Origin of the sequence: Allostigmatella hybrida, assembly GCF_020103775.1 — a bacterium.
GTDB lineage: Bacteria > Myxococcota > Myxococcia > Myxococcales > Myxococcaceae > Hyalangium > Hyalangium aurantiaca.
Genome location: NZ_JAHXBH010000030.1, coordinates 15,786 through 41,881, shown reverse-complemented (window position 1 = coordinate 41,881; position 26,096 = coordinate 15,786). Strand labels below are relative to the sequence as shown.

Genomic DNA, 26,096 nt, shown 5'->3' with positions numbered 1-26,096 from the left:
CCCCCATGAGTGCGTTGCAAGTGGCCCGGCGGTCCGGGCGGAGCATGGTGTCGTGGCTGGCCCTGGTGGCCCTGGTGTGGAGCCTGGTGCCCACCCTGGCGATGGCCGCCAACCGGGGGGCCTGGGCCCCGTCGGTCGCCTATGCCCAGGGCGATAACGTCACCTACTCCGGCAAGGCCTATGACTGCCGCCAGGCGCACACGTCCCTGGTGGGCTGGGAGCCGCCCAACGTGCCCGCCCTGTGGCTGGAGACGGCGGGCTCGGTGGATGTCCAGGCCCCTTCGGCGCCGGCGGGCCTGAGCGCTCCGGGCAAGACGTCCAGCAGCGTCTCCCTCACCTGGAATGCCTCCTCGGACAACGTGGGGGTGACGGGCTACCAGGTGTTCGTGACCGGCGCGGCGTCCACGTCGGTGACCACCACCGGCACGAGCGTCACGGTCTCCGGGCTCTCGCCCAACATGACGTACACCTTCACGGTGAAGGCGCGCGATGCGGCCGGCAACTGGTCCGCGGCCAGCTCCGCCCTCAGCGTGACGACCTCCCCGGTGAGCAATGACAACCAGGCGCCCACCGCCCCGTCGAGCCTGCGCTCCACGGGCGTGACCAGCGGCAGCGTCTCGCTGGCCTGGAACGGCTCCACCGACAACATCGGGGTGACGGGCTACGAGGTGTTCGTGGGCAGCGCCACCACCGCGGCGGCCACCGCCACGGGCACGAGCGCCACGGTCTCCGGCCTGTCGGCCAACATGACGTACACCTTCACGGTGAAGGCCCGGGATGCGGCGGGCAACCGGTCTCCGGCCAGCAACAGCGTCTCGGCGAAGACGTCGGCGCCCCCGCCCGTGGGCAGCAAGATCATCGTGGGCTACTGGCACAACTTCGACAACGGCTCGACGAACATCCGGCTGAAGGACATCTCGTCCAAGTACGACGTCATCCAGGTCGCCTTCGCCGAGCCCGTGGGCGGCCCCACCACCGGCAACATGGCCTTCACGCCCTACAACGCGACCGTCGCGGACTTCAAGGCGGACATCGCCGCCCTGAAGGCGCAGGGCAAGAAGGTGCTCATCTCCATCGGTGGCGCCAACGGCACCGTGGACCTGGCCGATGCCACCGCCAAGCAGAACTTCATCAACACGATGAAGTCGATCATCACCACCTACGGGTTCGACGGCATGGACCTGGACCTGGAGGGCAGCTCCCTGTCCCTCAACGGCGGCGACACCAACTTCCGCAGCCCGACGACGCCGAAGATCGTCAACCTGATCGACGCCACCCGGCAGATCCTCAACGCGTACGGCTCCGGCTTCATCCTCACCATGGCCCCCGAGACGGCCTACGTGCAGGGCGGGTTCGCCGCCTACGGCGGGCCGTGGGGCGCCTACCTCCCGGTCATCTACGCGCTGCGTGACCGGCTGACCTACCTGCACGTGCAGCACTACAACACGGGCTCCGTGGAGGGCCTGGATGGCAAGGCGTACGCGCAGGGCACCGCGGACTTCCACGTGGCCATGGCGGAGATGCTGCTCCAGGGCTTCCCCGTGGGCCGCAACAGCAGCAACGTCTTCCCGGCGCTGCGTCCGGACCAGGTCATCATCGGCCTGCCCGCCTCTCCCCAGGCCGCGGGCGGGGGCTACACGACGCCCGCCAACGTCCAGAAGGCGCTCGACTACCTCATCAAGGGCCAGTCCTTCGGGGGCAGCTACGTGCTGCGCCAGTCTTCGGGCTACCCCGGCTTCAAGGGGCTGATGACCTGGTCGATCAACTGGGACAAGTACTTCAACTCCGAGTTCTCCAACAGCCACCGCGCCTACCTGGACCGGTACCAGTAGGCCGTCCCTTCCGCGCATCTCTCAGAGGATTCCATGCGTCAGCCGAGAAAATTCCTTGTCACCGCCCTCGTGGGCGCCCTGGCGGCTTCTTGTGGTGAGGAGCCACAGGAGCCCGCCACCCTGCAGAGCCTCCAGCTCGCGGCGTCCGCCGCCGGGCTGAAGGCCACCTTCGCCACCAGCTCCAAGTGGGATGGAGGCTTCAACGGGGTGTTCACCATCCAGAACACCACCGCCAGCCCCATCACCGACTGGGCGCTCAAGTTCAAGTTCAACGGCACCGTCTCGGTCCGGGGCGCTCCCTGGGGCGCGGGCGGCTCCGCCAGCCAGGGCAGCGATGGCTCGTGGACCTTCCTTCCCAACGCCTGGGGCGGCAACGTGGTGCCCGCGCAGGGCAGCGTCACCGTCACCTTCGAGGGCGCGGGGACCTACAGCGGGCTGAGCGCCTGCACCATCAACGGCTACTCGTGTGATGGCGGCCTGCCGCCGGTGGACCCGAACGATAAGACGGCCCCGACGGTCAGCCTGTCGGCCAGCCCCACGCGGCTCACCAGCGCGGGCAGCGTCGTCCTCACCGCCCCGGCGAGCGACAACGTGGGCGTGGCCCGGGTCGAGTTCTACAAGAACGGCACCCTGCTGAGCACGGACACCACCAGCCCCTACAGCGTGTCGGACGGCTTCAGCTCCAGCGCGCAGAACGGCACCTACAGCTACACGGCGAAGGCCTTCGACGGCGCGGGCAACAGCGCGGCCTCCAGCGCGGCGAGCGTCACCGTCGCCCTCCCGCAGGATCCTCCCACCCCGCCGGGTGGCCGGATGTACATCGGCTACGCGAGCAGCTGGAACACCAGCATCGAGGACCTCACCCCCGCGAACATCCCCAGCTACTACACGCACCTGAACCTGTCCTTCGTGCGGCCGAACACGGCCTACCAGAAGGGCTCGTTCGCGTTCGACCAGGAAGTGGCCGGGCTCGAGTTCTTCGAGGGCGCCACGACGAACACCGGGCAGAAGAAGTTCACCCCGGCCCAGGCGCAGACGCTCATCAACAACATCCGCGCCCTGCGCACGCGCGGCACCCAGGTGTGGCTGTCCGTGGGCGGGTGGAGCTACAGCCAGGGCACCCAGTGGGAGAGCTTCAACGCCGCGCGCGTCGTGGACCTGGCGCAGGACCTGGGCGCTGACGGCATCGACATCGACTGGGAGTCGAGCGGCAGCAGCTGCAACAAGCTGGCGGACGCCCAGTTCAGCTGCTCCAAGGACGGAGAGATTGCCGGCATCATCACCAGCCTGGACAGCACCATCCGCTCGCGCGGGCTGAAGCTGGGCATCTCCATCGCGGGCTGGTCCACGGGCGCCTACTACGTGAAGGGCACCCCGTTCGAGGAGGGCAAGGTGCAGTGGGGCTCGCCCTTCGGCGGCACCATGTACAGCGTGGTGAAGAACCACGGCAGCAAGCTGCACCACATCAACCTCATGTCCTACGACGGGGGCGAGTACTACGATCCCCGCGAGGGCTATGAGTCGTACCGGGCCATCTACAGCGGCCCGATCGCGATGGGGCTGGAGATTGCTCCCGAGGGCGCGGGCGGCGCGACGCTGCGGCTCAACGCGGACCCCGGCACCGTGTACGACGCCGAGATGCTCACCGGCCAGAACAACATGGCGACGAAGTATTACAACGTCGAGACGCTCGCCACGTACATGAAGAACAAGGGCAAGGCCACCGACGGCATGATGGTGTGGCAGATCTGGAAGGAGCGCGTCCACATGGCCCCGCCCGCCGGGGCCGCCTCGGTGAACTCCGCCGGCCAGAAGGTCTGCCAGATCCTCGGCATCACCAGCAACTGCAACCAGAGCATCCCCACCCTGCCGAAGTACTAGCAGTGGGAGGGCGGGGAGGCCGGGGCCTTCAGGGCTCGGCTTCCTCGCCGTACTGGGCGAGGAAGAGCGCCCGGAGGTGGGCCCTTCCCAGGCGGAGCCGGCTGCGGACCGTCTCGAAGGGGACCCCGAGCTGCTCGGCCATCTCCGGGACGCTCATGTCCAGCACGTGGTGCAGCACCAGCACCCGGCGCTGCTCGTCGGAGAGCTGCTCCAGCAGCTTCGCGAACTGGCGGCGCAGCAGGCAGTCCTCCGAAGAGGGCGCCTCCTCCGGCAGGGCATTCAGCCCGGCGCTGTCGTCCTCCAGGTTGAGCTGGCTGCGCTCGGCGCGGACCCGGCTGGAGGCGGCGAAGGCCACCCGGCCCGCCACCCGGTCCACCCAGGACTCGAAGGCCCCGTCGCCGCGGTAGGAGGGCAGCCCGCGCACGATGGCCATCAGGGCTTCCTGGGTGATGTCATCCACTTCCGAGTCACAGTGAAGCGAGTAGCGGACCTTGTTCCGTACCCGCGGGAGGAGCTGCGCGAGCAGGGATTCGGTCGCGGCCCGGTGTCTGGCCACGACAGCACGCATCCGAGGGGCATCCGCCGTGACCACCGCCGGACGATGATACGAGGGTTGGGCTCTCATCATGACCCTGTGAGGGAAGGGCGGGGGCGCGCATCACCCCCGCCAGCCGGGTGCTAAAACCCTCCAGCCCCGCGGGAGCCCGCGGGGCCGGGGGGAGAGACGCTGACTACAGGGTGGTGACGCGGCTGGCGCGGCCGTCGGCGGTCCGCGTGCGCAGCTGCACACCGGCGGAGGCCGTCACGGGCTCCGTGTACGCCGTCCAGCTCTTGCCCCCATCCACCGAGTACTCGAGGGTCATGCCCGGGTAGCGCACGTTGGCGTGCAGCTTCCCGTCCATGAGGCGCGCGCCCGGCAGCGGGATGCGGTAGTTCACCCCCACCGAGTCGGGCAGCTCCTCACGCAGGTCCACCGGGCGGTAGGCCCCCAGGCGCGGCAGCACGTGCTGGCCGAGGCTGTTGGTGAACTGGCCCCACAGGGCGGGCATCTGGCTCACGTCCGGCAGCTCCGGGTTCCAGGCGCGCTCGGCGACGCCGAGCACCTTCGGGAAGGCCAGGTACTCCATCACCTCGGGCGTCTTCAGGTTCTCGGCCCAGAGCAACCCCTGCATGCCGAGGATGTTCTTCTTGCCCTCGGCCGTCAGGCGCTCCTTCCCGTCCCAGTCGGAGGGCTTGAAGGGCACGCCCATGCGGTTGTGGGTGGCGTTGGCGTAGATGTCGAACGGCCGGTACTCGAAGGTCTTCTTCTCGTCGACGAAGTTGGCCCAGTAGTAGCCGGGCTCGTCGGGATCCTTGTTGTAGGCCAGGTCCATGTAGAGGTTCGTCGAGTGGGACAGGATGACCTTGTAGCCCTGGTTGGCGTACTTGTACGCGTCGTCCTCGCGGCCCCAGCCCCACACGTTGCTCCACGGCATCGGCATGAAGCCGGGCAGGGTGAGCCCGTTGTGGATGATGTCGTCCCAGCCCGTCACCTGCGCGCCCTGGGCCTTGATGATCTGGCTCCAGCGCGAGAAGAACTGGTTGAAGAGCTGGTGGTCCGTCATGTCCTTGGTGGCGGCGTTCGCCTTGCACAGCGGCGAGCCCTGCCACCAGACGTGGGGGTTGAGCGCGGGCAGCTCGTCGCCACCGGCGTGGATCGTCTTCAGCGGGACGCCCGCCGCGTCGTAGCGCGCCTTGATCTCCGTGGCGACCTTGGTCAGGAAGGCGTAGGTGGTCTCCAGGCACGGGTTGACGAAGTTGTCCGTGTAGCCCTGGACGCTCTTGTGCTTGGAGGTGTCGTCCGGGTCGATCAGCCGGTAGGCGGCCGCCTGCGCGGGATCCAGGTCCTTGAGCTTGCGGTAGCGGTACTCCATGGCCTTGACGGCCGCCCGGGCGTGGCCCGGCATGTCAATCTCGGGGATGACCTCGATGTGCCGCTCGGCGGCGTACCGGAGGATCTCCTCGAAGTCCGTGGTGGTGTAGTACCCATTGCCCTTGCCCACGAAGTTGAGCGTGGCCGTCTCGAAGCCCTGGTAGCTGGGGGTGACTCCGGCGTTGGCCTTCTCCGGCGAGGCCGGCTTCTGGCGGATGAGGTCTCCGTCCTGGAGATCATTGCCGGAGCCGAACGCCGTGTGGAGCATCTCCAGCTCCTCGAGATCAAAGCCCCGGCGGGCGCCGTAGCTCGTCAGCTCGGGGAGCCCCGGGGTCTCCAGCCGCCACCCCTCGTCGTCGGTCAGGTGGAGGTTGAACTTGTTGATCTTGAAGTGGGAGATGACGTCGATCAGCTTCTTGACGGTCTCCTTGGACTGGAAGTGGCGGCCCACGTCCAGGTGCATGCCGCGGAAGGCGAACCCCGGCGCATCGGCGATGCGCGCCACGGGGAGGTTGATGGCCGTGGGGCGGTTGGCCCGCTGCACCGCCGCCTGATAGGCCTGGGCGGGAATGAGCTGGCGGAGCGTCTGGATGCCGTAGAACACGCCCGCCGCGTCCGCGCCGGTGATCTTCACCCGTCCGTCCCAGACTTCGAGCTGGTAGCCCTCCGCGTCCCGGGTGCCGTCGCCGGTGACATCGAGGTTGGGATCGATGCTCAGGGCGATCTGCTCGTTGCCGGTGGACGTCTGGGCGGTGATGGACGCGTTCAGCACGTCTCCCAGGGCGGCCACGAGGTAGGCCGCCTCGCCCCGGAGCTCGGCCGGGTGGCTGATGACGACATTGCCGCTGAGCGACAGCTCGCCCGTGCCCGACTCGACCTTGCGAGGGGTGGGCAGGAGCCGGGACCTGAGCTCCAGCGTCTGGGCCGAGGGGTTCTCGTCGTAGCGCAGGGTGGGGGTCTGCACCGGCAGGGCGTCGTCCTCGAAGCGCGTGGTGTGCTTCGGGTTGTTGATGTCGATCTTGACCGTGGAAGTCACGGCGATCGCCGTGTTGGGCTCCTGGCCATCCAAGGTGATGTGGAAGCCGGAGGGGGCATCCGCCTTCATGATGGCCCAGTCGCTGATCAGCACGCTGATCTCGCGCTTCTCGCCCGGGGCGATGGGCCGGAAGCCCTCGACGGGCTCCATCACGTAGTAGTCACCGCTCTGGGCCTTGCCCGCGGGGGTGATGCGGACGCCCTGCTTGGCGAGCTCCTGGGTGCCCGTCGCGTCGCCCTTGCCGTCCTCGAGGATGTGGCGGACGAGGCTGAAGTAGAGCTTCCAGCCGGTGCTGGGCAGCTCCGCGGTGCCCGTGTTCTCCAGGGTGAAGGTGGCGCGGAAGAACTGCCAGCTGCCCACCGAGTGGTCCACGGGCTCGAACTGCACGGCGAGCTGGGGCTGGCGGGTAGGCTCGGGGGTGGGGGGGGTGGGGGTCTTCTCGTCATCCGAGTCAGAACATCCCGAGGCAAGCATCGCCGCGAGGGGCAGGGACATCAGGAGCCGCTTCATTCGTTCGTTCCTCCCATGTTTGAGACAGCACGGACCTGACCCTGGCGGGAGCGGCTCGCGCCGTCCCCCCAGGGGTAAGTCCATTCAGGTGATGCAGAGACTGGGTTAAGCGATCAGCAACCGGAGCTCATCGGCCACCCGCTCGGCGGTGGGGCCAATGATGACCTGCACCGAGCCCGGGGAGGGCTTCACCACGCCCCGGGTTCCGAGTTCCTTCAAGGCGCTCTCATCGACGAGCGCGTTGTCGACGACGACCAGCCGCAGGCGGGTGGTGCAGGTGCCGATCTCCTGGATGTTGGCGCGCCCTCCCAGGGCCCGGAGCATGGCGTGCGCCAGCGTCTTCTCGGCGCTGGCCCCGGCGGCGGGCGCGGACACGCCGCCGCGCAGCGCCTCCTGGACTTCGTTGGCCACCTGCTCGGCGAGCGGCCCGATGATGACCTGGACGCTGCCGGGGGCCGGGCGGATGACGCCCCGGGCGCCGAGCGTCTTGAGCGCGCCCTCGTCGACGCGGGCGTTGTCCGCCACGGTCAGCCGCAGCCGCGTCGTGCAGGAGTCGACGGTCTGGACGTTGGCGGCGCCGCCCAGGGCCTTCAGGTACGAGCCGCCCCGGCTCAGCGCGGGGGCCGGCAGGCCGGGCCCCACGGGGAGTCCCACCGCGGAGACCGCGGGGACTTCCTCGTCCTCACGGCCCAGCGTCTTCAGGTTGAACTTGGCGATGCAGACGCGGAACACAGCGTAGTAGGTGACGGCGTACACGGCGCCGATGGGCAGCAGGAGGATGGGGTTCGTCGCCTTGCCGTAGTTCAGCACGTAGTCGAACAGACCCGCCGAGAACCCGAAGCCGAGCTTCACGTTCAGCGCGTCCATGATGACGGCGGACAGGCCCGTGAGCACCGCGTGCAGCAGGTAGAGCGGCGGCGCGAGGAACATGAAGGCGAACTCGACCGGCTCGGTGACGCCCGTCAGGAACGACGTCAGCGCGATGGACATCAGCACGCCGCCCACCTTGGCGCGGTTGTGCTTCGGCGCGGCGTGGTACATGGCGAGACAGGCGGCCGGCAGCCCGAACATCATCACGGGGAAGAAGCCCGCCATGGTGGCGCCCGCCGCGGGGTCTCCCGCGAAGAAGCGCTTCAGGTCGCCCGTCACCCCGTTGAAGTCGCCCAGGATGAACCAGGCGATGTTGTTGAGGATGTGGTGCAGGCCGGTGACGATGAGCAGGCGGTTGAGGAAGCCGTACACGAACAGGCCCAGCTTGCCGGCGGCGAACACGTGGCGGCTGAAGCCATCCAGGCCCGCCTCGAAGAGGGGCCAGCCAAAGCCGAACAGGCCCGCGAGCACCAGGCAGGCGAGGCTGGTGATGATGGGGACGAACCGGCGGCCGCCGAAGAAGGCCAGGTACTCCGGCAGCTTGATGTCCTTGAAGCGGTTGTACAGCAGCCCGGCGAGGAGGCCTGACAGGATGCCGGCCGGCATGCTGATCTTCGCGGCGAGCTTGGCCTTGTAGCCGGCGATGGCCAGGTCCTTCGCGGCCCCCGTCAGCTCCCCAATCACCTCGGGCGGCACGCTCACCAGGGCGTCGGTGCCCTTGACGGTGATGAAGAAGCCCACCGCGCCGGCGAGCCCCGCGGCGCCATGGTTCTCGCGCGCGAAGCCCACCGCCACACCCACGGCGAACAGCAGGCCGAGGTTGGAGAAGATGGCATCGCCCGCGGCGGCCACGAAGGGGATGCCGAGCAGGTCGTCCTGGCCGAGCCTCAACAGGAGGCCGGCGATGGGAAGGACCGCGATGGGCAGCATCAGGGCCCGCCCGAGCTGCTGGATTCCAGCGAACTTATTGGTCTGCATGCGCCTCTCTCCGGGGAGGGGGAGTCCCCTTACTGGCTCTGCCACGTGCGGGCGACGAGTGCGCGCACTTCGTCACCATTTGTGAGTTCCAACGCCGCCCGCGCGGCCTCCTGGCACTGGGCCAGGGACAGCGTGCGGATGAAGGCCTTGAGGCCGGGGATGACGGCCGGGGTGGCCGACAGCTCCGTGACGCCCAGGCCGATGAGCAGCGGGGCCGCCTGTGGATCCGAGGCGATGCCACCGCACACCGCCACCGGCCGGCCGTGCTTGCTCGCGCCCTCCACCGTCTGCGCCACCAGGCGCAGGACGCCCGGGTGCAGGCTGTCGAGCTGGGGCGCCAGGTACGCGTTGCCGCGGTCCATGGCCAGCGCGTACTGCGTCAGGTCGTTCGTGCCAATGGAGAGGAAGTCGGCGTGGGCCGCCAGCCGGTCGGCCAGCACCGCGGCGACGGGAACCTCCACCATGGCGCCCACGAGCACCGGCGCGGCGTAGCCCAGCGCCCGGCGCTCCTGCTCCACCACCGCCCGCACCGCCTGCAGCTCGTGCGCGGAGGTAATCATGGGCACCAGGATGCGGCAGACCCCCTCGGGCTTCACCCGGAGGATGGCGCGCACCTGGGTGCGCAGCAGCTCCGGGTAGCGCAGCGACACGCGCACGCCCCTCAGGCCGAGCACCGGGTTCTCCTCGGCGGGCAGCGGCAGGTACGCGAGCGGCTTGTCGCCGCCCACATCCAGCGTGCGGATGACGAGCGGGCGGTTCTGCAGGCCGGTGGCGCTCTCCTGGTACTGGGCGGCCTGCTCGTCCTCGCTGGGCGCGGTGAGCCGCTCCAGGAAGAGGAACTCGCTGCGCAGCAGGCCACAGCCCTCGGCGCCCTGGGCGGCGGCGGAGGCCGCGTCGCCGGGGCGGCCCAGGTTGGCGAACACCTCGATGCGCACGCCGTCCGACGTGCGGCAGTCCTCATGGGCCGTCGCGAGGTCCGTCTTCCTGCGGGCCGCACGGGCGCGCAGGGTGTTCTGGGTGGACTCCCGCGCCGCCTCGGGGGGATGGACGTGCACCTCGCCCCGGTCCCCATTGACGATCAACGGGGCACCGGGGGGAACCCGGAGGACACCCTCTCCCAGCGCCACCACCGCCGGAATGCCCATGCCCGCCGCCAGGATGGCGACATGCGAGGTGGGGCCACCGCGCGCCGTGCAGAGCGCCGCCAGACGGCCCGGGGGGACCGCCGCCAGGTCGGAGGGCAACAACTCGTTCGCGACGAGGATCGCACCCGGGGGAAGGTTTGCGGGGACGCGCGCGCCATCCTGTCCCGTCAGCGAGGCGATGACCCTCCGGCCGATGTCTCGCAGATCGCCCATGCGCTCCTGCAGGAGCGGATCCGCGAGGCTGTGCAGCACCTGGACATGCTTCTCGATGGCCGCTTTCCATGCCCACTCCGCGCTCTGCCCAATGGCGATGCCCTGGCCCGCGGCCCCGGTGAACTCCGGGTCGTCGAGCAGGGCCAGATGGGCCTGGAAGATTTCCGTCCGCGCCGCGCTCCCCTTGCCCTCGGTCTGGAGCAGGGCCTCGATGTCCCGGCGCACGCCCGCGAGGGCCTCCGCCAGGCGCCGCTCCTCCTCCTGCGGGCCCCGGCCCTGCTGGGAGAGCGCGGGCTCCTCCTCGTTCACCCGGACCGCCTGGCCCACCGCGAGCCCCGCGGCGGCCAGGGTGCCCTTGAGCAGCACCTCCGTGCCCGGCGCGAAGGGCTGGGCGGGCGCCACCGCCACCCCGGGCGCCTGCTCCGCGGGGGCGGCGGAGGGCTCGGCCAGGGGCCGCACGGCATCGCCCAGGCCGAGGGTGACCTGCTCGGCCAGCTCCTGGGCCACCTGCGCGGCCCGGCCGCCCCGGACGGTGAGGGTCAGCGTGTCGCCGTGGTGGGCCCCAAGGCCCATGAGCGCGACAACGCTCTTGCCGTTGGCGGAGCGGCCCTTGAGCCCGACGTGGATGGTGCCCGGGTAGGGCCGGGCGTGCCGCACGAAGGCGGCGGCGGGGCGGGCGTGCAGGCCGTGGGGGATGAGCAGCCGCACCCGGCACTCCGCCGTCTCGGTGCCCGTCTCGGCCTGCGCGGCCAGCTCGCCACCGGAGATCTCCAGGAGCGGCTCGCCCGTGGCCACGGAGCGGTTCTGCACCCGGTGGGTGACGGTGTAGGCATCCCCGTTGGCCACCACCATGACCGTCATCAGGCTGCGGGCCTTGCGCGCCAGCAGGTCCATATCAAAGGAGATGAGCGGCTCACCGGTCCGGACGCTCTGGCCCTCGCTCACGTGCGGGGTGAAGCCCTCGCCGCGCAGGCTGACGGTGTCGATGCCGATGTGGAGCAGGATCTCCGCGCCGGTGACGGTCCGCAGCGTGCACGCGTGGCGGGAGGCGTGGACCGACAGCACGACGCCATCACAGGGGGAGCGGAGCTCCGCAGAAGTCGGGTCCACCGCGATGCCGTCTCCCACCATGCGCTGGGCGAAGGCGGGATCCGGCACCTCCTCCAGCACCGTGGCCCACCCGGCGATGGGGGCGGCGAGCTGCAGCGTGGAGAGGCTCTGAGAGGCCGCGGCCCCGGCGGGCTTTAGCGTGGACATGGGCCACCTTGTTCCTGGGAAGAGAGCGCGGAGCGCGCGGTGCGCAGAGTACCGTGGGACTGGGCGAGTGCGGTGTCCGCCGCGGTGGCGCGCGACGGGCCCCCCCCCAAGGTTTCCAGAAGTTCGCCCGTGCCCCAGGCATCGAGCCCTTGGAACCGGCGGGCGGCCCCTTCCGTCTCCTTCGCCATGCGGCTCCTCACCCTGCTAACTGGTATTAGATTGGACTGGTGGAAGATACCAGCGCAGATCCAGATTACAACGTGAAATTTGTTATCCTGAAGAGGAGATAAGACTGCTTTTTCTTGTTTAAGTCAAAACGTGAATGATTTCATGCGGTTAACATGGTTGTTAAGGAGCAACCGAGCAGATTGCGTGTTGCGTCAAGCCTTTGAAGTGGTATGGTAGTGGTCGTAATACCAGAGGGAGCCAGGAAGCCATGTCGAGCCATTCCAGCGCAGCCGATTCATTCGACGGGGGTGCGCTGTCGAGCGAGCTGCCTTTGCCGCTCTACCTTCAGCTCGCGCGCTACCTGCGAGGGCAGATTGTCAGCGGCAAGCTCGGCCACCGGGACGCGCTGCCCGGCGAGCGGGAGCTGGCCGAGCGCTTCGGCGTGTCGCGCGTCACCGTGCGCAAGGCCCTGAAGGAGCTGCTGGACGAGGGGCTGCTGCAGCAGCGCCAGGGCGCCGGCACCTTCGTCAACCGCGCGCCTTACGTGGAGCAGCGCCTGTCCACGCTGACCGGCTTCTCCGAGGACATGGGCTCGCGGGGACTGAGCGCGGGCTCCGTCTGGATGAGCCGCACGGTGGCGGTGGCCACCCCCGAGGAGACGCTGGCGCTGGGCATTCGCCCGGGCACCATGGTGAGCCGGCTGCAACGTCTGCGCACGGCCAACGGCACCGCCATGGCGCTGGAGCTGGCGGTGGTGCCCACCCGCTTCCTGCCGGACCCCACGGAGGTGCAGGGCTCGCTCTACGAGATGCTGCGGCGCCGGGGCTTCACGCCCTACCGCGCCCTGCAGCGGCTGTCCGCCATCCAGCTCTCGTCCGACCAGGCCGCCCAGCTCGGGGTGGGGGAGGGGGCCGCGGGCCTCTATATCGAGCGCCGGACCATGCTCGAGGACGGCACGCCCCTGGAATTCGTCCGCTCGCAGTACCGGGGCGATTCGTACGACTTCATCGTTGAACTGAATCTGGCCGGTCCGGCCATTGCCGTGAGGTGAGCCATGGGTAACCGCGATCTGGCCGTGAACCCCCCTGTTGCTTTTGTCCCCGCGATGGCGCGCGAAGCCGCACAGGCGGCCGATGCCGCCATCCGGCAAGTCCGGGAGTGCGCCGGCGGCTTCGCCGAGCTGGGCGCGCGGCTGCGCCAGCGGCCTCCCTCCTTCATCGTCACCTGCGCCCGGGGCAGCTCCGACCATGCGGCCAGCTACGGCAAGTACCTGCTGGAGACGACCCTGGGGCGGGCCGTGGCCTCGATGGGGCCCAGCGTGGCGTCGGTCTACAACACGCCGCTGGTGCTCAAGGACAGCCTCTTCATCGCCGTGTCGCAGTCCGGCCGCAGCCCGGACCTGCTGCGGCTCACGGAGGCGGCCCGCGCGGCCGGCGCCCTGACCGTGGGCTTCGTCAACAGCGAAGGCTCGCCCCTGTCCACGCTCTGCGACGTCAACTTCCCCCTGTGCGCGGGCCCGGAGCAGAGCGTCGCCGCCACCAAGTCCTATATCCTCTCGGGCCTCGCCTTCCTGCAGCTGGCGGCGCACTGGTCCGAGGACGCGGGCCTGCACGAGGCGGTCTCCCGGTTGCCGGAGTCCCTGGATGCGGCGCGCGCGCTCGACTGGTGGCCGGCGCTCTCGGGGCTGGCCGAGGCCCGGAGCCTGTTCGTGCTGGGGCGCGGCAGCGGCCTGGGCGCGGCCCTGGAGATGGCGTTGAAGTTCAAGGAGACCTGCCGGCTGCACGCCGAGGCCTTCAGCACCGCCGAGGTGAGCCACGGCCCGCTGGCGCTCGTGGGGCCGGGCTTCCCCGTGCTGGCGCTGGGGCAGGAGGACGGCTCGGCGGAGGGCACCCGGAGCGTGGTGCGGCGCATGGTGGAGCTGGGGGCGGAGGTCCGCTCGGTGCTGGAAGTCCCGGGGGCCGTGCCGTTGCCCACCGTGGCCGGGGTGCCGAACGCCATTGCCCCGCTGTGCCAGGTGCAGAGCTTCTACATGGCGGTGCATCAGGTGGCGACGGCGCGGCGGTTGGATCCCGATGCGCCCGCGCACCTTCGCAAAGTGACGGAGACGGTGTGATGAAACGCGTCTTGATGGGGGCGAGGCTCTTCACCGGGGAGCGCATGCTCGAAGGGCATGTCCTGGTGTTGGATGGGGCGCGGATCTCCGCGGTGTTGCCGGCTTCGGCGGCGCCCGCGGACGCCGAGGTGGTGCGGCTGCCCAGCGACGCGGTGTTGGCGCCGGGCTTCATCGATGCCCAGGTCAACGGCGCGGGGGGCGTGCTGTTCAACGACACGCCCACGGCCGAGGCCGCCCTGGCCATCGCCGCGGCCGTCCGGCGCTCGGGCACCACCGGGGTGCTGCCCACCTTCATCACCGACGCGAAGGCCCCGATGCAGCGCGCGTGCGAGGCCGCCCTCGAGGCGGTGTCCCGGCCCGCGAGCGGCGTGCTGGGCATTCACCTGGAGGGCCCCTTCATCAGCCAGGAGCGCCCCGGGGTACACGAGCCCCGATTCATCCGCACGCCGGATACCTCGGACATCGAGTACCTGACGGCGCTGTCCGGGCGCCTGGCCACCCTGGGCGGCCGCGTGGTGCTGACGCTGGCGCCCGAGCGGGTCGAGGATGCCGTCATCCGGCGCCTGGCCGCCTCGGGCATGGTGGTGGCCGCGGGCCACACGGCGGCCTCCTATGAGAGGACGCGCGAGGCGCTGGAGGCAGGCCTGCGGGGCTTCACCCACCTGGGCAATGCCATGCCCCCGGTGAACAACCGCCAGCCGGGCCCCGTGCTCGCCGGCATGGACTCCGAGTCGGCCTGGTGCGGCATCATCCTGGACGGCATCCACGTCCACCCGGCGCTGCTGCGCCTGCTCTTGAAGAGCAAGCCCTCTGGCAAGGTGTTCCTGGTCACCGACGCCATGCCGCCGGTGGGCACCGATGCGGACTCGTTCACGCTCTATGGGCACACCATCCTCCGCCGCGATGGGCGGTTGGTGACCGAGACGGGGACGCTGGCCGGTGCCGACATCGACATGGCGATGTCGGTGCGCAACGCCGTCCAGCTCCTCGGCCTGTCGCTGGAGGAGAGCCTGCGCATGGCCTCGCTCTACCCGGCGTTCTTCCTGGGGCTGGACGAGTACGTGGGCCGGCTCGCGTCGGGTTACCGCGCGGACCTCACGCTGCTGCGGCCGGACTTCTCGGTCCTGGCCACGTGGGTGGGCGGCCAGGACCAGTGGTACTGAGCCGCGGGGCGGCGCGGGCGCTACGGCACCGTGAAGCCCTCGGCCTGAAGCGCCTGCCGCACGGCGGGGCGTGACGAGAGCCGGTCGAAGTAGGCGGCGAGCTCGACCGGCAGCGCGCCCCGCATCACCCGCGTCCAGGTGCGCAGGATGTAGAAGGCATAGCCGTCGGCGACCGTGAAGGTCTCCCCCAGGAGAAAGGGCTTGTCCGCCACGCCCCGCGCCAGCAGGGTGAGCCGCGAGGCGAGCTGCTCCCGCGCGAACCTCTTGGAGTCCTCGGAGGCTTGCTTCGCGCACAGGGGGGCGAACCCCTTGTGCAGCTCGGTGGCGATGAAGTTCAGCCACTCCTGGAGCCGGACCCGCTCGAAGGAGCCGGGCGGCGGGGCGAGCTTCTTCTCGGGCCGCAGGTCCGCGATGTACTGCACGATGGCCACGCCCTCGGTGAGCAGCTCACCGTTGTCGAGGCGCAGGGCGGGCACGTAGCCCTTCTCGCTCACGCTCGTGAAGGTGCCCCCGCTTTCGAGCCGCTTGGCCCGCAGGAGGTCGACCTTGTCGAGCTCGAAGGGCACGCCGGCTTCACGCAGGGCAATATGGGGAGAGAGCGAACAGGAACCCGAGGCGTAGTAGAGCTTGAGCATGGGGACGCTCGTGGCAGGGCTCAGGGATAGTCCGAGGTGTCCGGACGGGGAGCCGCGACGATGGGCATGTAGCACCCGCCATTCCATTCATAGGAGTAGAGCGGGCAGTCGGGAGGCTGGGCTTTGAGGGCAGCCCAACACCCGCCCCGGAGATCCAATTGCCCCTTCGCGCAGGGAGGGCGGAGCTGGCCCTTGAGGGGGCCCTTGGGCAGGTCGACGCTGATGGCGCTGTGCGCTGGACTCGCGGCACCCACCGGCAGGGACGGCGGGGCCACGGCATCCGCGAGCCCCACCGTGCCGGCATCCGTGCCCGCATCCTGAGCGGCCTCGGTTCGCGGAAGCGGCTGCTCCTGGGGGGGGGCCGGCACAACGGGCACCACGCTCTCCGTGCCGAAGAGCAGCAGGAGCACCGCCGAGGCCAGGAGGAGTCCTCGCGGCCACCGGGAGGGCGGCGGCAAAAGGGGCTCGGTGCCAGCCTTGGCGCGGGCGCGCGTCTGGGCGCTCAGGTGGGCCTCCCGGGCCTTGCTGGCGGCGTCCTGGGCCAGGGACTCCTGGACGCTTGTCAGGCGCCTGTGGCGAGGACGGTGGCCGAGCAGCTCCGCCTCCGCGGCATCCCCTGGGGACCACCGGGAGGGCGGCAGGGTCTCCCAGCGGAAGAGGGGCCGGTCTGCTTCCGGGCCCGTCCGCGCCACGGCTTGCTCCAGGGCCTGGGCCAGCTCGCGCGCGCTGCCCCGCGCCTCGGGCCGCACCGAGAGCATCCGCCGGATGAGCGTGTCGAGCGGGGGCTCGACCCGGGGATTGAGGACCTCGGGGGGCAAAGGCCCGGGGCCCCCTTCGTTCCAGAGGCCCTGCGGGTCCAAGCCAGGCTCCACGGGGGGAGGGTATTCGTCGGTCACAAGCCGGTAGGCTGTCACGCCCAGGGCGAACACGTCATCTGCCGGGGCCGCCGTGTAGCGGACCGAAGCGGCCGCGTGAGCCGCGGTGAACCGGTAGGCCTCGGGGCTGCGGTAGGCCGGGGTGCCGGGCGGCATCGCCTGCCACGTCAGGGGCTGGGCCCCGGCGAAGTGCCCCGAGCCGAAGTCCATCAGGAACGCCCGGCTGTCGCTGCCCCTCACCAGCACGTTGCCCCCCTTCACGTCGCGGTGGACGCCTGGCAGGGCATGGACCGCCTCCAGGGCCCGGGCCAACTGGGCCAGCACCTGGAGCACCTGCCGCGAGGAGGGATTGCGCCGCGCAGCCCAGGTGTAGAGGGGCTCGCCCTCCACCCACTGCATGGCGAGGTAGGGCGCTGTGCCGTGGGCGTGCTTCCAGCGGCCACGGTCTTCCAGCCGGGGGATGTGCGGGTGCCGCAGGCGGGCGAGCAGGGCCCCCTCCCGAGCGAAGCGCTCATCCCCAGGCGCCATGGCCAGCTTGAGGGCCACGGGCCCCGCTGTCTCCCGGCCCACCCGCTGCGCCTGGTAGACGACGCCATGGGCCCCGTTGCCCGCCCAGCCCACCACGCGCCAGGGGCCAATGCGTGTTCCTGCGGGAACGAACCATGGGCTCAGCGCGGGGGGGGGCGGAGGGGACATTTCCGAGGAGCCTACCCCAAGGGTTGTCCGGAGTCAGCCTGCTTGGCCGGGTAGGCGGAGGGGAGGCTCCCGGAGCCCTTCCGTCATTTGTTTGTGGTCAAAACATGATTTAGGGTGCGGGGCCATGCGTGCCCTGCGAATCGTGTTCCCGAGCCTGTGTGTCCTGCTGAGCGCCTGCGCGGCGAAGCAAGCCCCGCCGTTGCAGCGCTACACGCTGGGGATGGGGCGCGCGGAGTACCGGAACTATGGCGGGGCGAAGGCCCTGTGCGAGGCGGAGCCGCGCTGGCTGTCGGATGAGCTCAGTTCCCTCAATGGGGTGCTGTCCCGGTTCCTCGCCAGCACGGAGCACGCCGCCCAGCCGGACGCGCTCCAGCACGCCGAGCACCTGGCCCTGCTGCAAGAGGCCTCCCAGACGCTGGGGCCCGTGCTGGAGATCCACGCCCAGAACCTCCGGGCGCTGCCTTCGTGCGGCTTCCACCGCTCGGGGGCCTTTCCCGACATCGCCCGGCGGGGCACGGAGCTGGTGAAGGACGCGAAGGCCCGGCTGGACGGGGCCGCCGGGGCGGTGGCGGCCGCCGAGCTGCGGCAGGCCCAGCGCCAATGGGAGGCGGAGGCGCCCGCTCGCGAGGCCCAGGCGAAGCAGACGTGGTGCTCGGCGAACGTCACGGTGGGCTCCGGCGACCTGTACTTCGCGCGGCAGTACCCCAATGGCCGCACCGAGTGGCTCTTCTGTGATGGGCTCATGGTGGAGCAGCCGCCCGAGGGCGAGCCCACGCTCTTCACCCCGGACTGGATCAGCCGCCGGGATCGCCGCCGCATCCAGCCGCAGAAGTACTTGGACGCGGCCAAGGCCTATCCTTCCGAGGAGATCGACCGGCGTCCGGACGCGGGCCCGGGGGCGGGGACCGAGGCGGCCACCCGGTAGTTCCCCGCCCAAGGTGCGCGACGGGGCGCGTGTGTGGAATCCTCCCTGAGCAGTCTTTCAGGGGGAACCATCATGCGAGGTTTGAGTCTTTGGGCAGCGCTCCTGTTGCTGGTGACGGCCTGCGATGACGACGTCACGTATGTCGCGGCCTGGGAGCCTCCCGAGGCGCCGCTGCAGCTGCGGCCGGACGGGCCGGGCGACGTACACCTTCGGATGAAGAACGAGGGCACCGCGACGTGGAAGCCCGGCCAGGTGCAGCTCGTCCCCCAGGGCTGGACGGGCGGTTCGCTGGGGCTCTCGGAACAGGTGAAACCTGGCCAGGTGGCCTCCTTCCGGGGCCAGGTCTCCGCGCCTGCTCAGCCGGGCGTGCACACGGTGCGGTGGACGCCCCAGCACAAGGGCACCGCCTTCGAGCAGCCCTTCGAAACTGCCGTGGAGGTGACGTGCTCCAACGGCGTGTTCTGTGACGGCGAGGAGCGCTTCGCCGATGGGCGGTGCGTCGCGGGCCCTCCACCCTGCGACGACGGCGCGGCCTGTACCGATGACGTCTGCGATCCGGAGAAGCGGACGTGTCAGCACATCCCCTCGGGCGCCTGCGCGGTGTGCATGGCGACGTGTGATCCGGACTGCTCCGGCAAGCTGTGTGGAGACGATGGCTGTGGCGGCCAGTGTGGCACCTGCCCGGCGGGGCAGGCGTGTGCGCAGGGCGTCTTCGAGTGTCGGCCCGAGACCCAGGCGGGCACCTGCCGCAATCCCTTGCCGCTCCTGGCCAGCGGGACGCCGCTGGTGGGAGACCACGTCATCCAGGGCGACACCTCGCATGGGCTCCACCAGCTCGTGCCCTCGTGCAACCGGACCAGCACCGCGGTGGAGTCGGTCTACACCTTCACCCTCACCGAGAAGACGGGCCTGGAGGCGCGCGTCTCCGGCTATGACACCGTGCTCCACCTGCGCAAGCAGCGCGGGGCGGATGGGGCTGCGGACTGCCTCGACAACACGGCGGCGCGCACGGTGGCGTGCAGCGATGACTCCTCTCCGCCGGGCGACTATGGCTCTCGCATCTCGCTGGCGCTGGACCCGGGCACCTACTTCCTCATCGTGGACGGGTTCGACTCCACCCAGGCGGGCCCCTTCACGCTGAACGTGCGCTTCGCCGCCAACGGCTGCGTGCCCAAGTGCGATGGCCTCTACTGCGGCGGGAGCGATGGCTGCGGTGGCAACTGCGGCGTGTGCGGAGGCAACGAGTCCTGTGTGAAGGGCCGCTGCCTGGCCAACCCGTGCATCCCCAACTGTGACGGCAAGGAATGTGGCGACAACGGGTGTGGAGGGCAGTGTGGCTTCTGTCCCAATGCCGAGCTGTGCGTGCCGGCCACCGGGACGTGCGAGACCTTCGCGGCGTGCGACCACCTGCGCCCCACGTGCACGCCGTCCTGCGGCGCCTCGGAGTTCTGCGGCACCGACTGCGCGTGCCACCCCGTCAGCGCGCAGCTGCCGGACCTGATCCTCGACGAGGCCCGGCTGCGGGATGAAATCCTGTTCGACACCATCTTCGTCACCGAGAACTCGTGCGCGAAGGTGGAGGAGTGCGTGGAGGGCATCGGCGAGCGCCGCGTGCTGCGCTTCAGCGTGGAGGCAGTGAACCAGGGCAGCGCCACCCTCACGGTGCCGCCGCCCTCCGAGCGGCCGGACCTCTTCACCTTCTCGCCATGCCACGGGCACTACCACTTCAGCGGATTCGCTACGTACGCGCTGGTGGACGCGGAGGGCCGCACGGTGTTGGCGGGCCGCAAGCAGGCCTACTGCATGGAGGACACCCAGCGCGTGGCCACCGGGCCGGACGTGCCGTGCGCCAAGAAGTTCACGTGTGATGACCAAGGCATTCAGCGGGGCTGGTCGGACCTCTACGGCAACACGCTGGACTGCCAGTGGCTGGACATCACCGACGTGCCGCCGGGCGACTACCGCCTCCAGGTGACGCTCAACCCCTCGCGGGCCTTCCAGGAGACGACGCTGGACAACAACACCTCTACCGTCCCGGTGACCCTGCCACCCCGGTAGGTGCGCCGTTTATTCCCAGCATCCGCCGAGGGAGCGGATGCAGGGAGGCTCTCTGACGCCCGATGGGCAGGCAGTCGTCGCTGCCCAGGTGGCACCGCTTCCACACAGGGGCGACTTTGATTCACGGCCTGTGACACAGGCCTGGCAAAGGAGAAACCCCATGAAGAGTCGGTTCCTGTTTGCGGTTGCTGTGGCGGTGGGCCTCGCGGGCTGTGGAGACTCCAACGAGGACGCCTCGGAGGTGCAGGGCACCCGGAACTTCGACAACGTCCGGATCACGCGCAACGCGGACTCCACCTTCAGCCTGAAGGATGGGGACAAGACCATCGGGAACATCACGTCGTTCCAGGTCAAGGACGCTCCCTCTCAGGAGGCCAATCCTTTCGGGGTGGTGCCCCCCAAGCAGGAACTCTGCTGCGACAGCTGTTCCCTGTCGGGTGGGGTGCTGATTTGTACCGGTTGCTCGGCGTGTTAGGCCATCCGGTGACGCTGCCCGAGCGGTAGACCGAAGCCGGGCTCCCCCCACGGGCTCCGTGGCCATGGGGGGAGGGCGCAGTGCCTCAAGGCGTCCGGGGTTGGAAGGGCAGGAGCACGTTCAGGATACCGTCCGGAGTCGCGGCGGGAGCGCTGACGACGCTGTCGAAGAGGAACTGGTTGGAGGCGTTGAACGCCCTGCCCACCAAGGCATAGCTCCCTTCAACCGGAGGGACGCGAACGCTTCCCTTCCAGGTATCGCCTTGCCGGGACAGTGCGACGGAGTTCCGGGCTGGGGGCGGCCCAACGATATCCACGTGAACGGAGGTGACTTCCGAGGCGAGCTCGCTCTCGGGAAGCTGTGCCTGGAACTCGAGCTGGGTGAAGGGCAGGGGCGTCCGCAGCTCGAAGGGGAGGACCACGCTCAGGATGCCGTCCGGACCCGCGGGGGGAACGTTCGTGACGCTGTCGAAGAGGAACTGGGTGGAGGCGTTGAGCGCCCTGCCCACGAAGTAATAGCCCTCCGCGGTCGTGGGGACGCGAACGCTTCCCTTCCAGGTATCGCCTTGCTGGGACAGGCCGACGGTCGTCTGGACCGGCGAAGGCCCGACGATCTGCACGTGAACAGAGGTGATTTCCGAGGCGAATGGGCTTTGGGGAAGCTGCGCCTGGAACTCGAGCTGGGTGAAGGGCAGGGGCGTTCGCAGCTCGAAGGGGAGGACCACGTTCAGGATGCCCTCCGGACCCGCAGGGGGAGTGCTGGCGGTGCTCTCGAAGAGGAACTGGGTGGAGGCGTTGAACGCCCTGCCCACGAAGTAATAGCCCTCCACGGTCGTGGGGACGACGACACTGCCCTTCCAGGTATCGCCTTGCTTGGACAGGGGGACGGTGGTTCGGGCTTGAGGCGGCCCGACGATCTGCACGTGAACGGAGGTGATTTCCGAGGCGAATGCGCTCTGGGGCAGCTGCGCCTGGAACTCGATCTGGGTGAACGCGGGGGCCGTGGGGCGAGGCGCGGGGGTGGAGGGACCGGGAGGAAGCTCAGGAACGGCCGAGAGTCTGTCGTCACCGCAACCCGCGAGCACCGCGCACAGGAGCGCGGCCAGCACGAGCGGGGTGTGTTCACGGACTGCGAGGCACGAGGAGAGGGGGCTGCGTGTCGGGCCCATGGCGTCCTTTACAGAGAGGGAGTCACACGCAGTGTATGGGACCGTCCCGGAGATTGCTCCCCGTCTCGGATGCACTCCAACCAACCAGGAATCTTCCGTTTCCTGTGTGGGCGTGGGCGCAGGCAGGGTGCGTTGACGTCGATCGACGCCTCCCTTACGGTGCCTCGCCTCCAAGTCATGCGCGGCACGCACGAGGGCTCAGAACCGTCCGAGGAAGTCCGGCCCACGCTCCGCGTGGAGTACGACTTCGAAGCCGGGAACGAGGTGCGGGGGGAGCCTTCCCCTCGCGGCCCGCGCCCGGCCTGGCCGCGCCCTGCCCCGGGGGAGCGTGCCCCGGCGAACACCGTCCTGCCGGCGCGGCCCGCGCCTCGGGCAGCCCCCCAGGCCGTGCCGACCGAAGAGGTTCCGGTGAGGGATCTCGCCGCCCCGGTGGAGGGCAGCGAGGCCGAGCGCGGGGCCATGCAGGCCGCGGTGGCCGCCGGCAAGCGGCGCGAGGCGTGGGTGCCCCCCGAGTACCTGCCGGAGACCCTGCGCGAGGCGCTGGTGGCCGAGCGCGGGCAGTACCGGGCACATCGGCTCCAGGAGGTGCGAGAGGTGGGGCTGACGGGGCCCGGCGTGCTGGGGCTCGTGCCGGTACCGGCAGCGGATCCCGACTGGTCCGGCGGCTCGCTGCTGGGCTTCGTGGGCGAGGAGCTCGTCTTCGCGGGCAACATCGTCCACCTGGACTTCGAGTCGGGGCGCGTCTTCGCCGCCTCGGATTCGGGCGAGGACGTGGACCGCCGCGCGCTCCGGGCCGAGCGCTGGTGCTACCGGCCCTATGACTTCGCGGAGGCGCTGTGCGCGGCGGCCTCCTCGTACGCGAACCGCCAGCCCGCGCTGGCGCAGTCCCTCCTCCGGTCCTGCGGGGAGGAGCCCCCCGTGCCCCTGTCCGCCCGCGATGCGGAGCGGCTGCCGGTGGACCGGCTGTGGTGCCAGCCCTGGGGCTGCATCTGGGGGCCGCCCGGTACGGGCAAGACGACGGCGGTGGCGGATCTGATTGCCCGCGCGCTCCGGGCCTATCCCAGCGAGCGCATCCTCGCGGTGGCCCCCACCAACCGCGCCGCGGACGAGCTGGTGATGCGCGTGAGCGCCCTGCTGGAGCGGGAGCCCATCCCGCTGCGCCCACTGGCCCGCAGCATCTTCCGGGGCGGCACGGGTGCGAGCGAGGCGCTCGCGAAGCTGCCCACCGTGGCCCTGGAGGAGGCGAAGGCCAACAAGCTGCGCAGCACCATCCAGGAGCGCGAGCGGGAGCTGTTTCAGGAGCGGGCCCGGAGCGGCCCCGCGCAGGAGCTGGCCCGGATGCAGGCGGAGCTTCGCACCCTGCGCGGGCGGGTGAAGGACCCCACCTTGCGCGAGGCGGAGAAGGGCGACAGCCCGCTCATGGTGCTCACCGTGCACCGGGCCCTGCGGCTGGTGTCGGAGCTGGACGGGGAAGAGACGTTCGCGAGGCTGGTGGTGGACGAGGCCGGCATGGTGACGCGCGCGGCCACGGCGCTGATGGCCCCGCTCGCCCGGCAGGTGACGCTGGCGGGGGACCCCAAGCAGATCGGCCCGGTGAGCCGCGCGGCGGAAGGCGCGGGCAAGGACACGCAGCGGTGGCTGCGGGCCAGCGGCCTGTCCCACCTGGAGGACGCGGTGAAGGACGCGGCGCGGCCGGACGTGCTGCTGCTGCGCACCCAGCACCGCATGCACCCGGACATCGCCCACGTGGTGAGCCACTTCTGCTACGGCGGAGCCCTGGAGAACGGCGAGTTCGTCCTCGCGCGGGCCCAGAAACCCGCGCCGGTGCCCGCGTTTCCCTCGCGCGCCGCGTGGCTGGTGCTGGACGGGCTGAGCCGGGATGCCCGCCACCTCACGCACGGCCGGGGCGAGACGGGCTCGGGCTACCAGCGCGAGCTGTCCGCGGAGCTGGCCATCTCCCTGGCCCGCCAGGCCATCCGCGCGGGCCTCACCGTGCTGTGCGTGACGCCCTACCGCGCCCAGGCGGCCCTGCTGCGCCGGTTGGGCGGGGCCGCGGGCCTGCGCGGGGACGTCTTCAGCGCCTCCACCATCCACCGGCAGCAGGGCACCCAGTACGACGTGGTGATGGTGGACACGGTGGCGGGCGGCCGTCCGTTTCCCCCGCAGACCCTCATACCCCTGCTCAACGTGGCCGCCAGCCGCGCGCGGGACTACCTGCTCGTGCTGTCCTCCCGCGCGGAGGCCCGGGCCTCGCCCGTCTCCACGCGGTTCCTCTCGCTGCTGCCCCGCGTGCGCGTGCACCCGGGCGAGACGCCGCGCCTGGAGCTGCTGGCCACGCAGCCCCGGCCGCCGCCGCCGCCCCCGCCCCCGCTCGTGCCCCTGGGGCTGGGAGGCGAAATCGAAGGGAGCCGCGCCCCCCAGCCGCTCTTCACGCAGGAGCAGGTGTCCCTCTTCGAGCGGCGCTTCGACGATGGCCACCACCTCGTCCGCGGCGTGGCCGGCAGCGGCAAGACGTATGTGCTGGCGCACTGGGTGGTGCGCTACCTGCTGGAGCGCCCCCAGGCGCGGGTGCTGGTCTCCTTCTTCAACCGGTCCCTGGTGCCGCTGGTGGCCAAGCTGCTCACCGAGGCCGTCACCGTGCGCGCCGGCGCGGAGCGGCTCCGCGCGATGAAGGCCCAGGTGACGGTGCGCCACGCGGGCGCGCTGCGCCGGCCCGAGCCCGGCAGCTTCGATGCGGTCTTCGTGGACGAGGCGCAGGACATGGACGCGAAGACGCTCGCGAGCCTCTATGCGCTGGTGCGCCCGCAGGTGCTGCCGGATGGGCGGGAGGTGCGCTGCTTCCAGCTCTTCATGGACGACTCGCAGAACGTCTATGGCCAGGTGCCAATCGACGCGCTGAAGGAGCAGCTGCCCGAGGGGCTGTCCTTCCGGGGCCGCACCCGGGTGTTGAAGGAGACGTTCCGCGCCACGCGCGACATCCTCGACATGGCCTTCAACGTGGTGCTGGACCCGCTGCGCCAGCACGGCGTGAGCGAGCCCGGCATGCGCGAGTACATGAAGGTCAACGAGCTGGCCCGGGAGCGGCTGCTCTGGCTGCCGGAGGAGACGCTGGAGGGCGTGTTCCGGGTGCAGTCCACGGAGCGGGGCGGGGTGGCGCCGCTCGTGCGCGGCTTTGCCTCCAGCACCAGCGAGGCCCGCTGGGTGGCCAAGGAGGTGGCGCGGCTGGTGCGCGAGGAGGGCGTGCTGCCGGGAGACATCCTGGTGGTGGCCCCCGTCATGCCCTCCTCCTTCACGCAGGCCCTGGTCCGGGCCGGGGTGCCCGCGGAGGCCTACGGGGGCAAGGGCGGCCGGGACGTGGGGGACTTCCGCGTCAGCGGGGTGGACCACGTGCGCGCCACCACGGTGTTCTCCTGCAAGGGGCACGAGTGCCCCATCGTCTTCTTCGCGGGCCTGGAGGCGCTGGACGCCATCGAGGCCTGGATGGGAGGGGCCCGCAGCCGGGCGCCGCGCGAGAACGAGCGCATCCGCCGGGCCATGTTCTACGTGGGGGCCACCCGGGCCATGAAGCGCCAGTACCTCACGGGCGTGCGGGGCGGCCGCTTCCTGGAGGTGGCCGCCCGCTATGCCGAGGCGCTCGCGGGGGAACGCTCACCGGAGCCGCCCGCGCGGAGCCCTCAGGGCTGAAGGTCCGCGTCCCGGACGGTCAGCGTGTAGTGGACGGTGCCATAGGTCCGGGTGTCCTGTTTCTCCCGCGCCCAGGGCTCATCCTTCACGGGCTGCTGGAAGTAGCTGGGGCTGGCGGCGGCCTCCCGGTAGAGCGCCAGGGACTGGAAGGTTTCCGAGGGACTGGGATGGCTCCCGAACGCGCTGTCCGTCTTGAACTGCGCTTGGGTCCCGCTGGGAATGGACGCGCTGCGCTGCGGGCTGTCGAGGCCCAGCGCCGTGTACTCGACGCGCAACGCGTGGCTCGATTGATTGTCCAGGAAGAAGACGGAGAGGCCTGCCTCCTCCACGACGGCGTCATCCGAACCGCAACCCAGGACAGGCAGGAGCAACACAAGCAGGAGAGACTTGAAGAGGTTCATGCGCTCGAAATGAGCAAGAGGTGTGCCGGGGAGGCGTGCTCGAATGCGGCACAGGGAAGCCTCGGAAAAGCCTGACACGTCTGTCGCGGTGCGCACGAGGG

At 70.4% G+C, this 26,096-nt stretch carries 17 protein-coding genes; 9 read left to right on the top strand and 8 right to left on the bottom strand.

Annotation, left to right across the window (positions count from 1 at the left end):
- The first annotated feature begins 44 nt into the window (after positions 1–44).
- Positions 45–1,832, top strand: coding sequence for a fibronectin type III domain-containing protein (locus tag KY661_RS31035; protein WP_398577276.1), 1,788 nt, complete (start codon positions 45–47; stop codon positions 1,830–1,832).
- A 33-nt stretch (positions 1,833–1,865) separates the two neighbouring features.
- A complete protein-coding gene (locus KY661_RS31030) occupies positions 1,866–3,713 on the top strand; it encodes an Ig-like domain-containing protein (protein WP_225413646.1) in 1,848 nt (615 codons plus the stop codon).
- Between the two features lie 28 nt (positions 3,714–3,741).
- Here KY661_RS31030 and KY661_RS31025 read toward each other — a convergent pair whose 3' ends face one another.
- From KY661_RS31025 to ptsP, 4 genes are all read right to left on the bottom strand, one after another.
- Positions 3,742–4,281, bottom strand: coding sequence for an RNA polymerase sigma factor (locus KY661_RS31025; RefSeq protein ID WP_225413645.1), 540 nt, complete (start codon positions 4,279–4,281; stop codon positions 3,742–3,744).
- 163 nt (positions 4,282–4,444) lie between these two features.
- Positions 4,445–7,171: a family 20 glycosylhydrolase gene (locus tag KY661_RS31020; protein WP_225413644.1), complete on the bottom strand. Its 2,727-nt coding sequence runs from the start codon at positions 7,169–7,171 to the stop codon at positions 4,445–4,447.
- Positions 7,172–7,276: 105 nt separating this feature from the next.
- Positions 7,277–9,019, bottom strand: a complete 1,743-nt coding sequence (gene nagE / locus KY661_RS31015) for an N-acetylglucosamine-specific PTS transporter subunit IIBC (protein WP_225413643.1) — start codon at positions 9,017–9,019, stop codon at positions 7,277–7,279.
- 29 nt (positions 9,020–9,048) lie between these two features.
- Positions 9,049–11,634 carry a phosphoenolpyruvate--protein phosphotransferase gene (gene ptsP, locus KY661_RS31010; RefSeq protein WP_225413642.1) on the bottom strand — a complete coding sequence of 862 codons (2,586 nt, stop codon included), beginning with the start codon at positions 11,632–11,634 and terminating at the stop codon, positions 9,049–9,051.
- 436 nt (positions 11,635–12,070) lie between these two features.
- On the opposite strand from ptsP, the gene KY661_RS31005 reads away from it, so the two are divergent.
- From KY661_RS31005 to nagA, 3 genes are read left to right on the top strand one after another with little or no spacing between them, the layout of a single operon-like run.
- On the top strand, positions 12,071–12,853 hold the full coding sequence (locus KY661_RS31005; protein WP_225413641.1) for a GntR family transcriptional regulator: 783 nt from the start codon (positions 12,071–12,073) through the stop codon (positions 12,851–12,853).
- 3 nt (positions 12,854–12,856) lie between these two features.
- Positions 12,857–13,915 carry an SIS domain-containing protein gene (locus KY661_RS31000; protein ID WP_225413640.1) on the top strand — a complete coding sequence of 353 codons (1,059 nt, stop codon included), beginning with the start codon at positions 12,857–12,859 and terminating at the stop codon, positions 13,913–13,915.
- A complete protein-coding gene (gene nagA / locus KY661_RS30995; RefSeq protein WP_225413639.1) occupies positions 13,915–15,078 on the top strand; it encodes an N-acetylglucosamine-6-phosphate deacetylase in 1,164 nt (387 codons plus the stop codon). The genes KY661_RS31000 and nagA overlap by 1 nt, the downstream gene beginning before the upstream one ends.
- Before the next feature lie 20 nt (positions 15,079–15,098).
- On the opposite strand, the gene gstA is transcribed toward nagA, so the two are convergent.
- Positions 15,099–15,713, bottom strand: a complete 615-nt coding sequence (gstA, locus tag KY661_RS30990) for a glutathione transferase GstA (protein WP_225413638.1) — start codon at positions 15,711–15,713, stop codon at positions 15,099–15,101.
- Between the two features lie 20 nt (positions 15,714–15,733).
- Complete coding sequence (locus KY661_RS30985; protein WP_225413637.1) at positions 15,734–17,284, bottom strand: serine/threonine-protein kinase; 1,551 nt, start codon at positions 17,282–17,284, stop codon at positions 15,734–15,736.
- A 124-nt stretch (positions 17,285–17,408) separates the two neighbouring features.
- On the opposite strand from KY661_RS30985, the gene KY661_RS30980 reads away from it, so the two are divergent.
- The 3 genes from KY661_RS30980 to KY661_RS30970 all read left to right on the top strand — a co-directional run bounded on the left by KY661_RS30980 (position 17,409) and on the right by KY661_RS30970 (position 20,742).
- Positions 17,409–18,209, top strand: a complete 801-nt coding sequence (locus tag KY661_RS30980) for a hypothetical protein (protein ID WP_225413636.1) — start codon at positions 17,409–17,411, stop codon at positions 18,207–18,209.
- A 72-nt stretch (positions 18,210–18,281) separates the two neighbouring features.
- Positions 18,282–20,267 (top strand): lysyl oxidase family protein, encoded by a 1,986-nt coding sequence (locus KY661_RS30975; protein ID WP_225413635.1) that lies wholly within the window; start codon positions 18,282–18,284, stop codon positions 20,265–20,267.
- Between the two features lie 160 nt (positions 20,268–20,427).
- Complete coding sequence (locus KY661_RS30970) at positions 20,428–20,742, top strand: hypothetical protein (RefSeq protein ID WP_225413634.1); 315 nt, start codon at positions 20,428–20,430, stop codon at positions 20,740–20,742.
- Between the two features lie 85 nt (positions 20,743–20,827).
- Here the strand turns inward: KY661_RS30970 and KY661_RS30965 are convergent, their stop codons facing one another.
- Positions 20,828–21,910: a hypothetical protein gene (locus tag KY661_RS30965; RefSeq protein ID WP_225413633.1), complete on the bottom strand. Its 1,083-nt coding sequence runs from the start codon at positions 21,908–21,910 to the stop codon at positions 20,828–20,830.
- A gap of 177 nt (positions 21,911–22,087) precedes the next feature.
- Between KY661_RS30965 and KY661_RS30960 the strand changes: the two genes are divergently transcribed.
- On the top strand, positions 22,088–25,594 hold the full coding sequence (locus KY661_RS30960; RefSeq protein WP_225413632.1) for an AAA family ATPase: 3,507 nt from the start codon (positions 22,088–22,090) through the stop codon (positions 25,592–25,594).
- Here KY661_RS30960 and KY661_RS30955 read toward each other — a convergent pair.
- Entirely contained in the window at positions 25,585–25,995 is a 411-nt protein-coding gene (locus tag KY661_RS30955; RefSeq protein WP_225413631.1) for a hypothetical protein, read from the bottom strand. The genes KY661_RS30960 and KY661_RS30955 overlap by 10 nt on opposite strands.
- Between the last annotated feature and the right edge of the window lie 101 nt (positions 25,996–26,096).

Excerpts from the sequence above, each read along its gene's own strand:
- KY661_RS31035 (WP_398577276.1), top strand. The coding sequence starts at position 45 with ATGGTGTCGTGGCTGGCCCTGGTGGCCCTGGTGTGGAGCCTGGTGCCC.
- KY661_RS30970 (WP_225413634.1), top strand. The coding sequence starts at position 20,428 with ATGAAGAGTCGGTTCCTGTTTGCGGTTGCTGTGGCGGTGGGCCTCGCG.
- KY661_RS31000 (WP_225413640.1), top strand. The coding sequence starts at position 12,857 with ATGGGTAACCGCGATCTGGCCGTGAACCCCCCTGTTGCTTTTGTCCCC.
- nagA (WP_225413639.1), top strand. The coding sequence starts at position 13,915 with ATGAAACGCGTCTTGATGGGGGCGAGGCTCTTCACCGGGGAGCGCATG.
- nagE (WP_225413643.1), bottom strand. The coding sequence starts at position 9,019 with ATGCAGACCAATAAGTTCGCTGGAATCCAGCAGCTCGGGCGGGCCCTG.
- KY661_RS30985 (WP_225413637.1), bottom strand. The coding sequence starts at position 17,284 with ATGTCCCCTCCGCCCCCCCCCGCGCTGAGCCCATGGTTCGTTCCCGCA.
- KY661_RS30980 (WP_225413636.1), top strand. The coding sequence starts at position 17,409 with ATGCGTGCCCTGCGAATCGTGTTCCCGAGCCTGTGTGTCCTGCTGAGC.
- KY661_RS31025 (WP_225413645.1), bottom strand. The coding sequence starts at position 4,281 with ATGCGTGCTGTCGTGGCCAGACACCGGGCCGCGACCGAATCCCTGCTC.
- KY661_RS30965 (WP_225413633.1), bottom strand. The coding sequence starts at position 21,910 with ATGGGCCCGACACGCAGCCCCCTCTCCTCGTGCCTCGCAGTCCGTGAA.
- KY661_RS30975 (WP_225413635.1), top strand. The coding sequence starts at position 18,282 with ATGCGAGGTTTGAGTCTTTGGGCAGCGCTCCTGTTGCTGGTGACGGCC.
- KY661_RS30955 (WP_225413631.1), bottom strand. The coding sequence starts at position 25,995 with ATGAACCTCTTCAAGTCTCTCCTGCTTGTGTTGCTCCTGCCTGTCCTG.
- KY661_RS31030 (WP_225413646.1), top strand. The coding sequence starts at position 1,866 with ATGCGTCAGCCGAGAAAATTCCTTGTCACCGCCCTCGTGGGCGCCCTG.
- KY661_RS31005 (WP_225413641.1), top strand. The coding sequence starts at position 12,071 with ATGTCGAGCCATTCCAGCGCAGCCGATTCATTCGACGGGGGTGCGCTG.
- gstA (WP_225413638.1), bottom strand. The coding sequence starts at position 15,713 with ATGCTCAAGCTCTACTACGCCTCGGGTTCCTGTTCGCTCTCTCCCCAT.
- ptsP (WP_225413642.1), bottom strand. The coding sequence starts at position 11,634 with ATGTCCACGCTAAAGCCCGCCGGGGCCGCGGCCTCTCAGAGCCTCTCC.
- KY661_RS30960 (WP_225413632.1), top strand. The coding sequence starts at position 22,088 with ATGCGCGGCACGCACGAGGGCTCAGAACCGTCCGAGGAAGTCCGGCCC.
- KY661_RS31020 (WP_225413644.1), bottom strand. The coding sequence starts at position 7,171 with ATGAAGCGGCTCCTGATGTCCCTGCCCCTCGCGGCGATGCTTGCCTCG.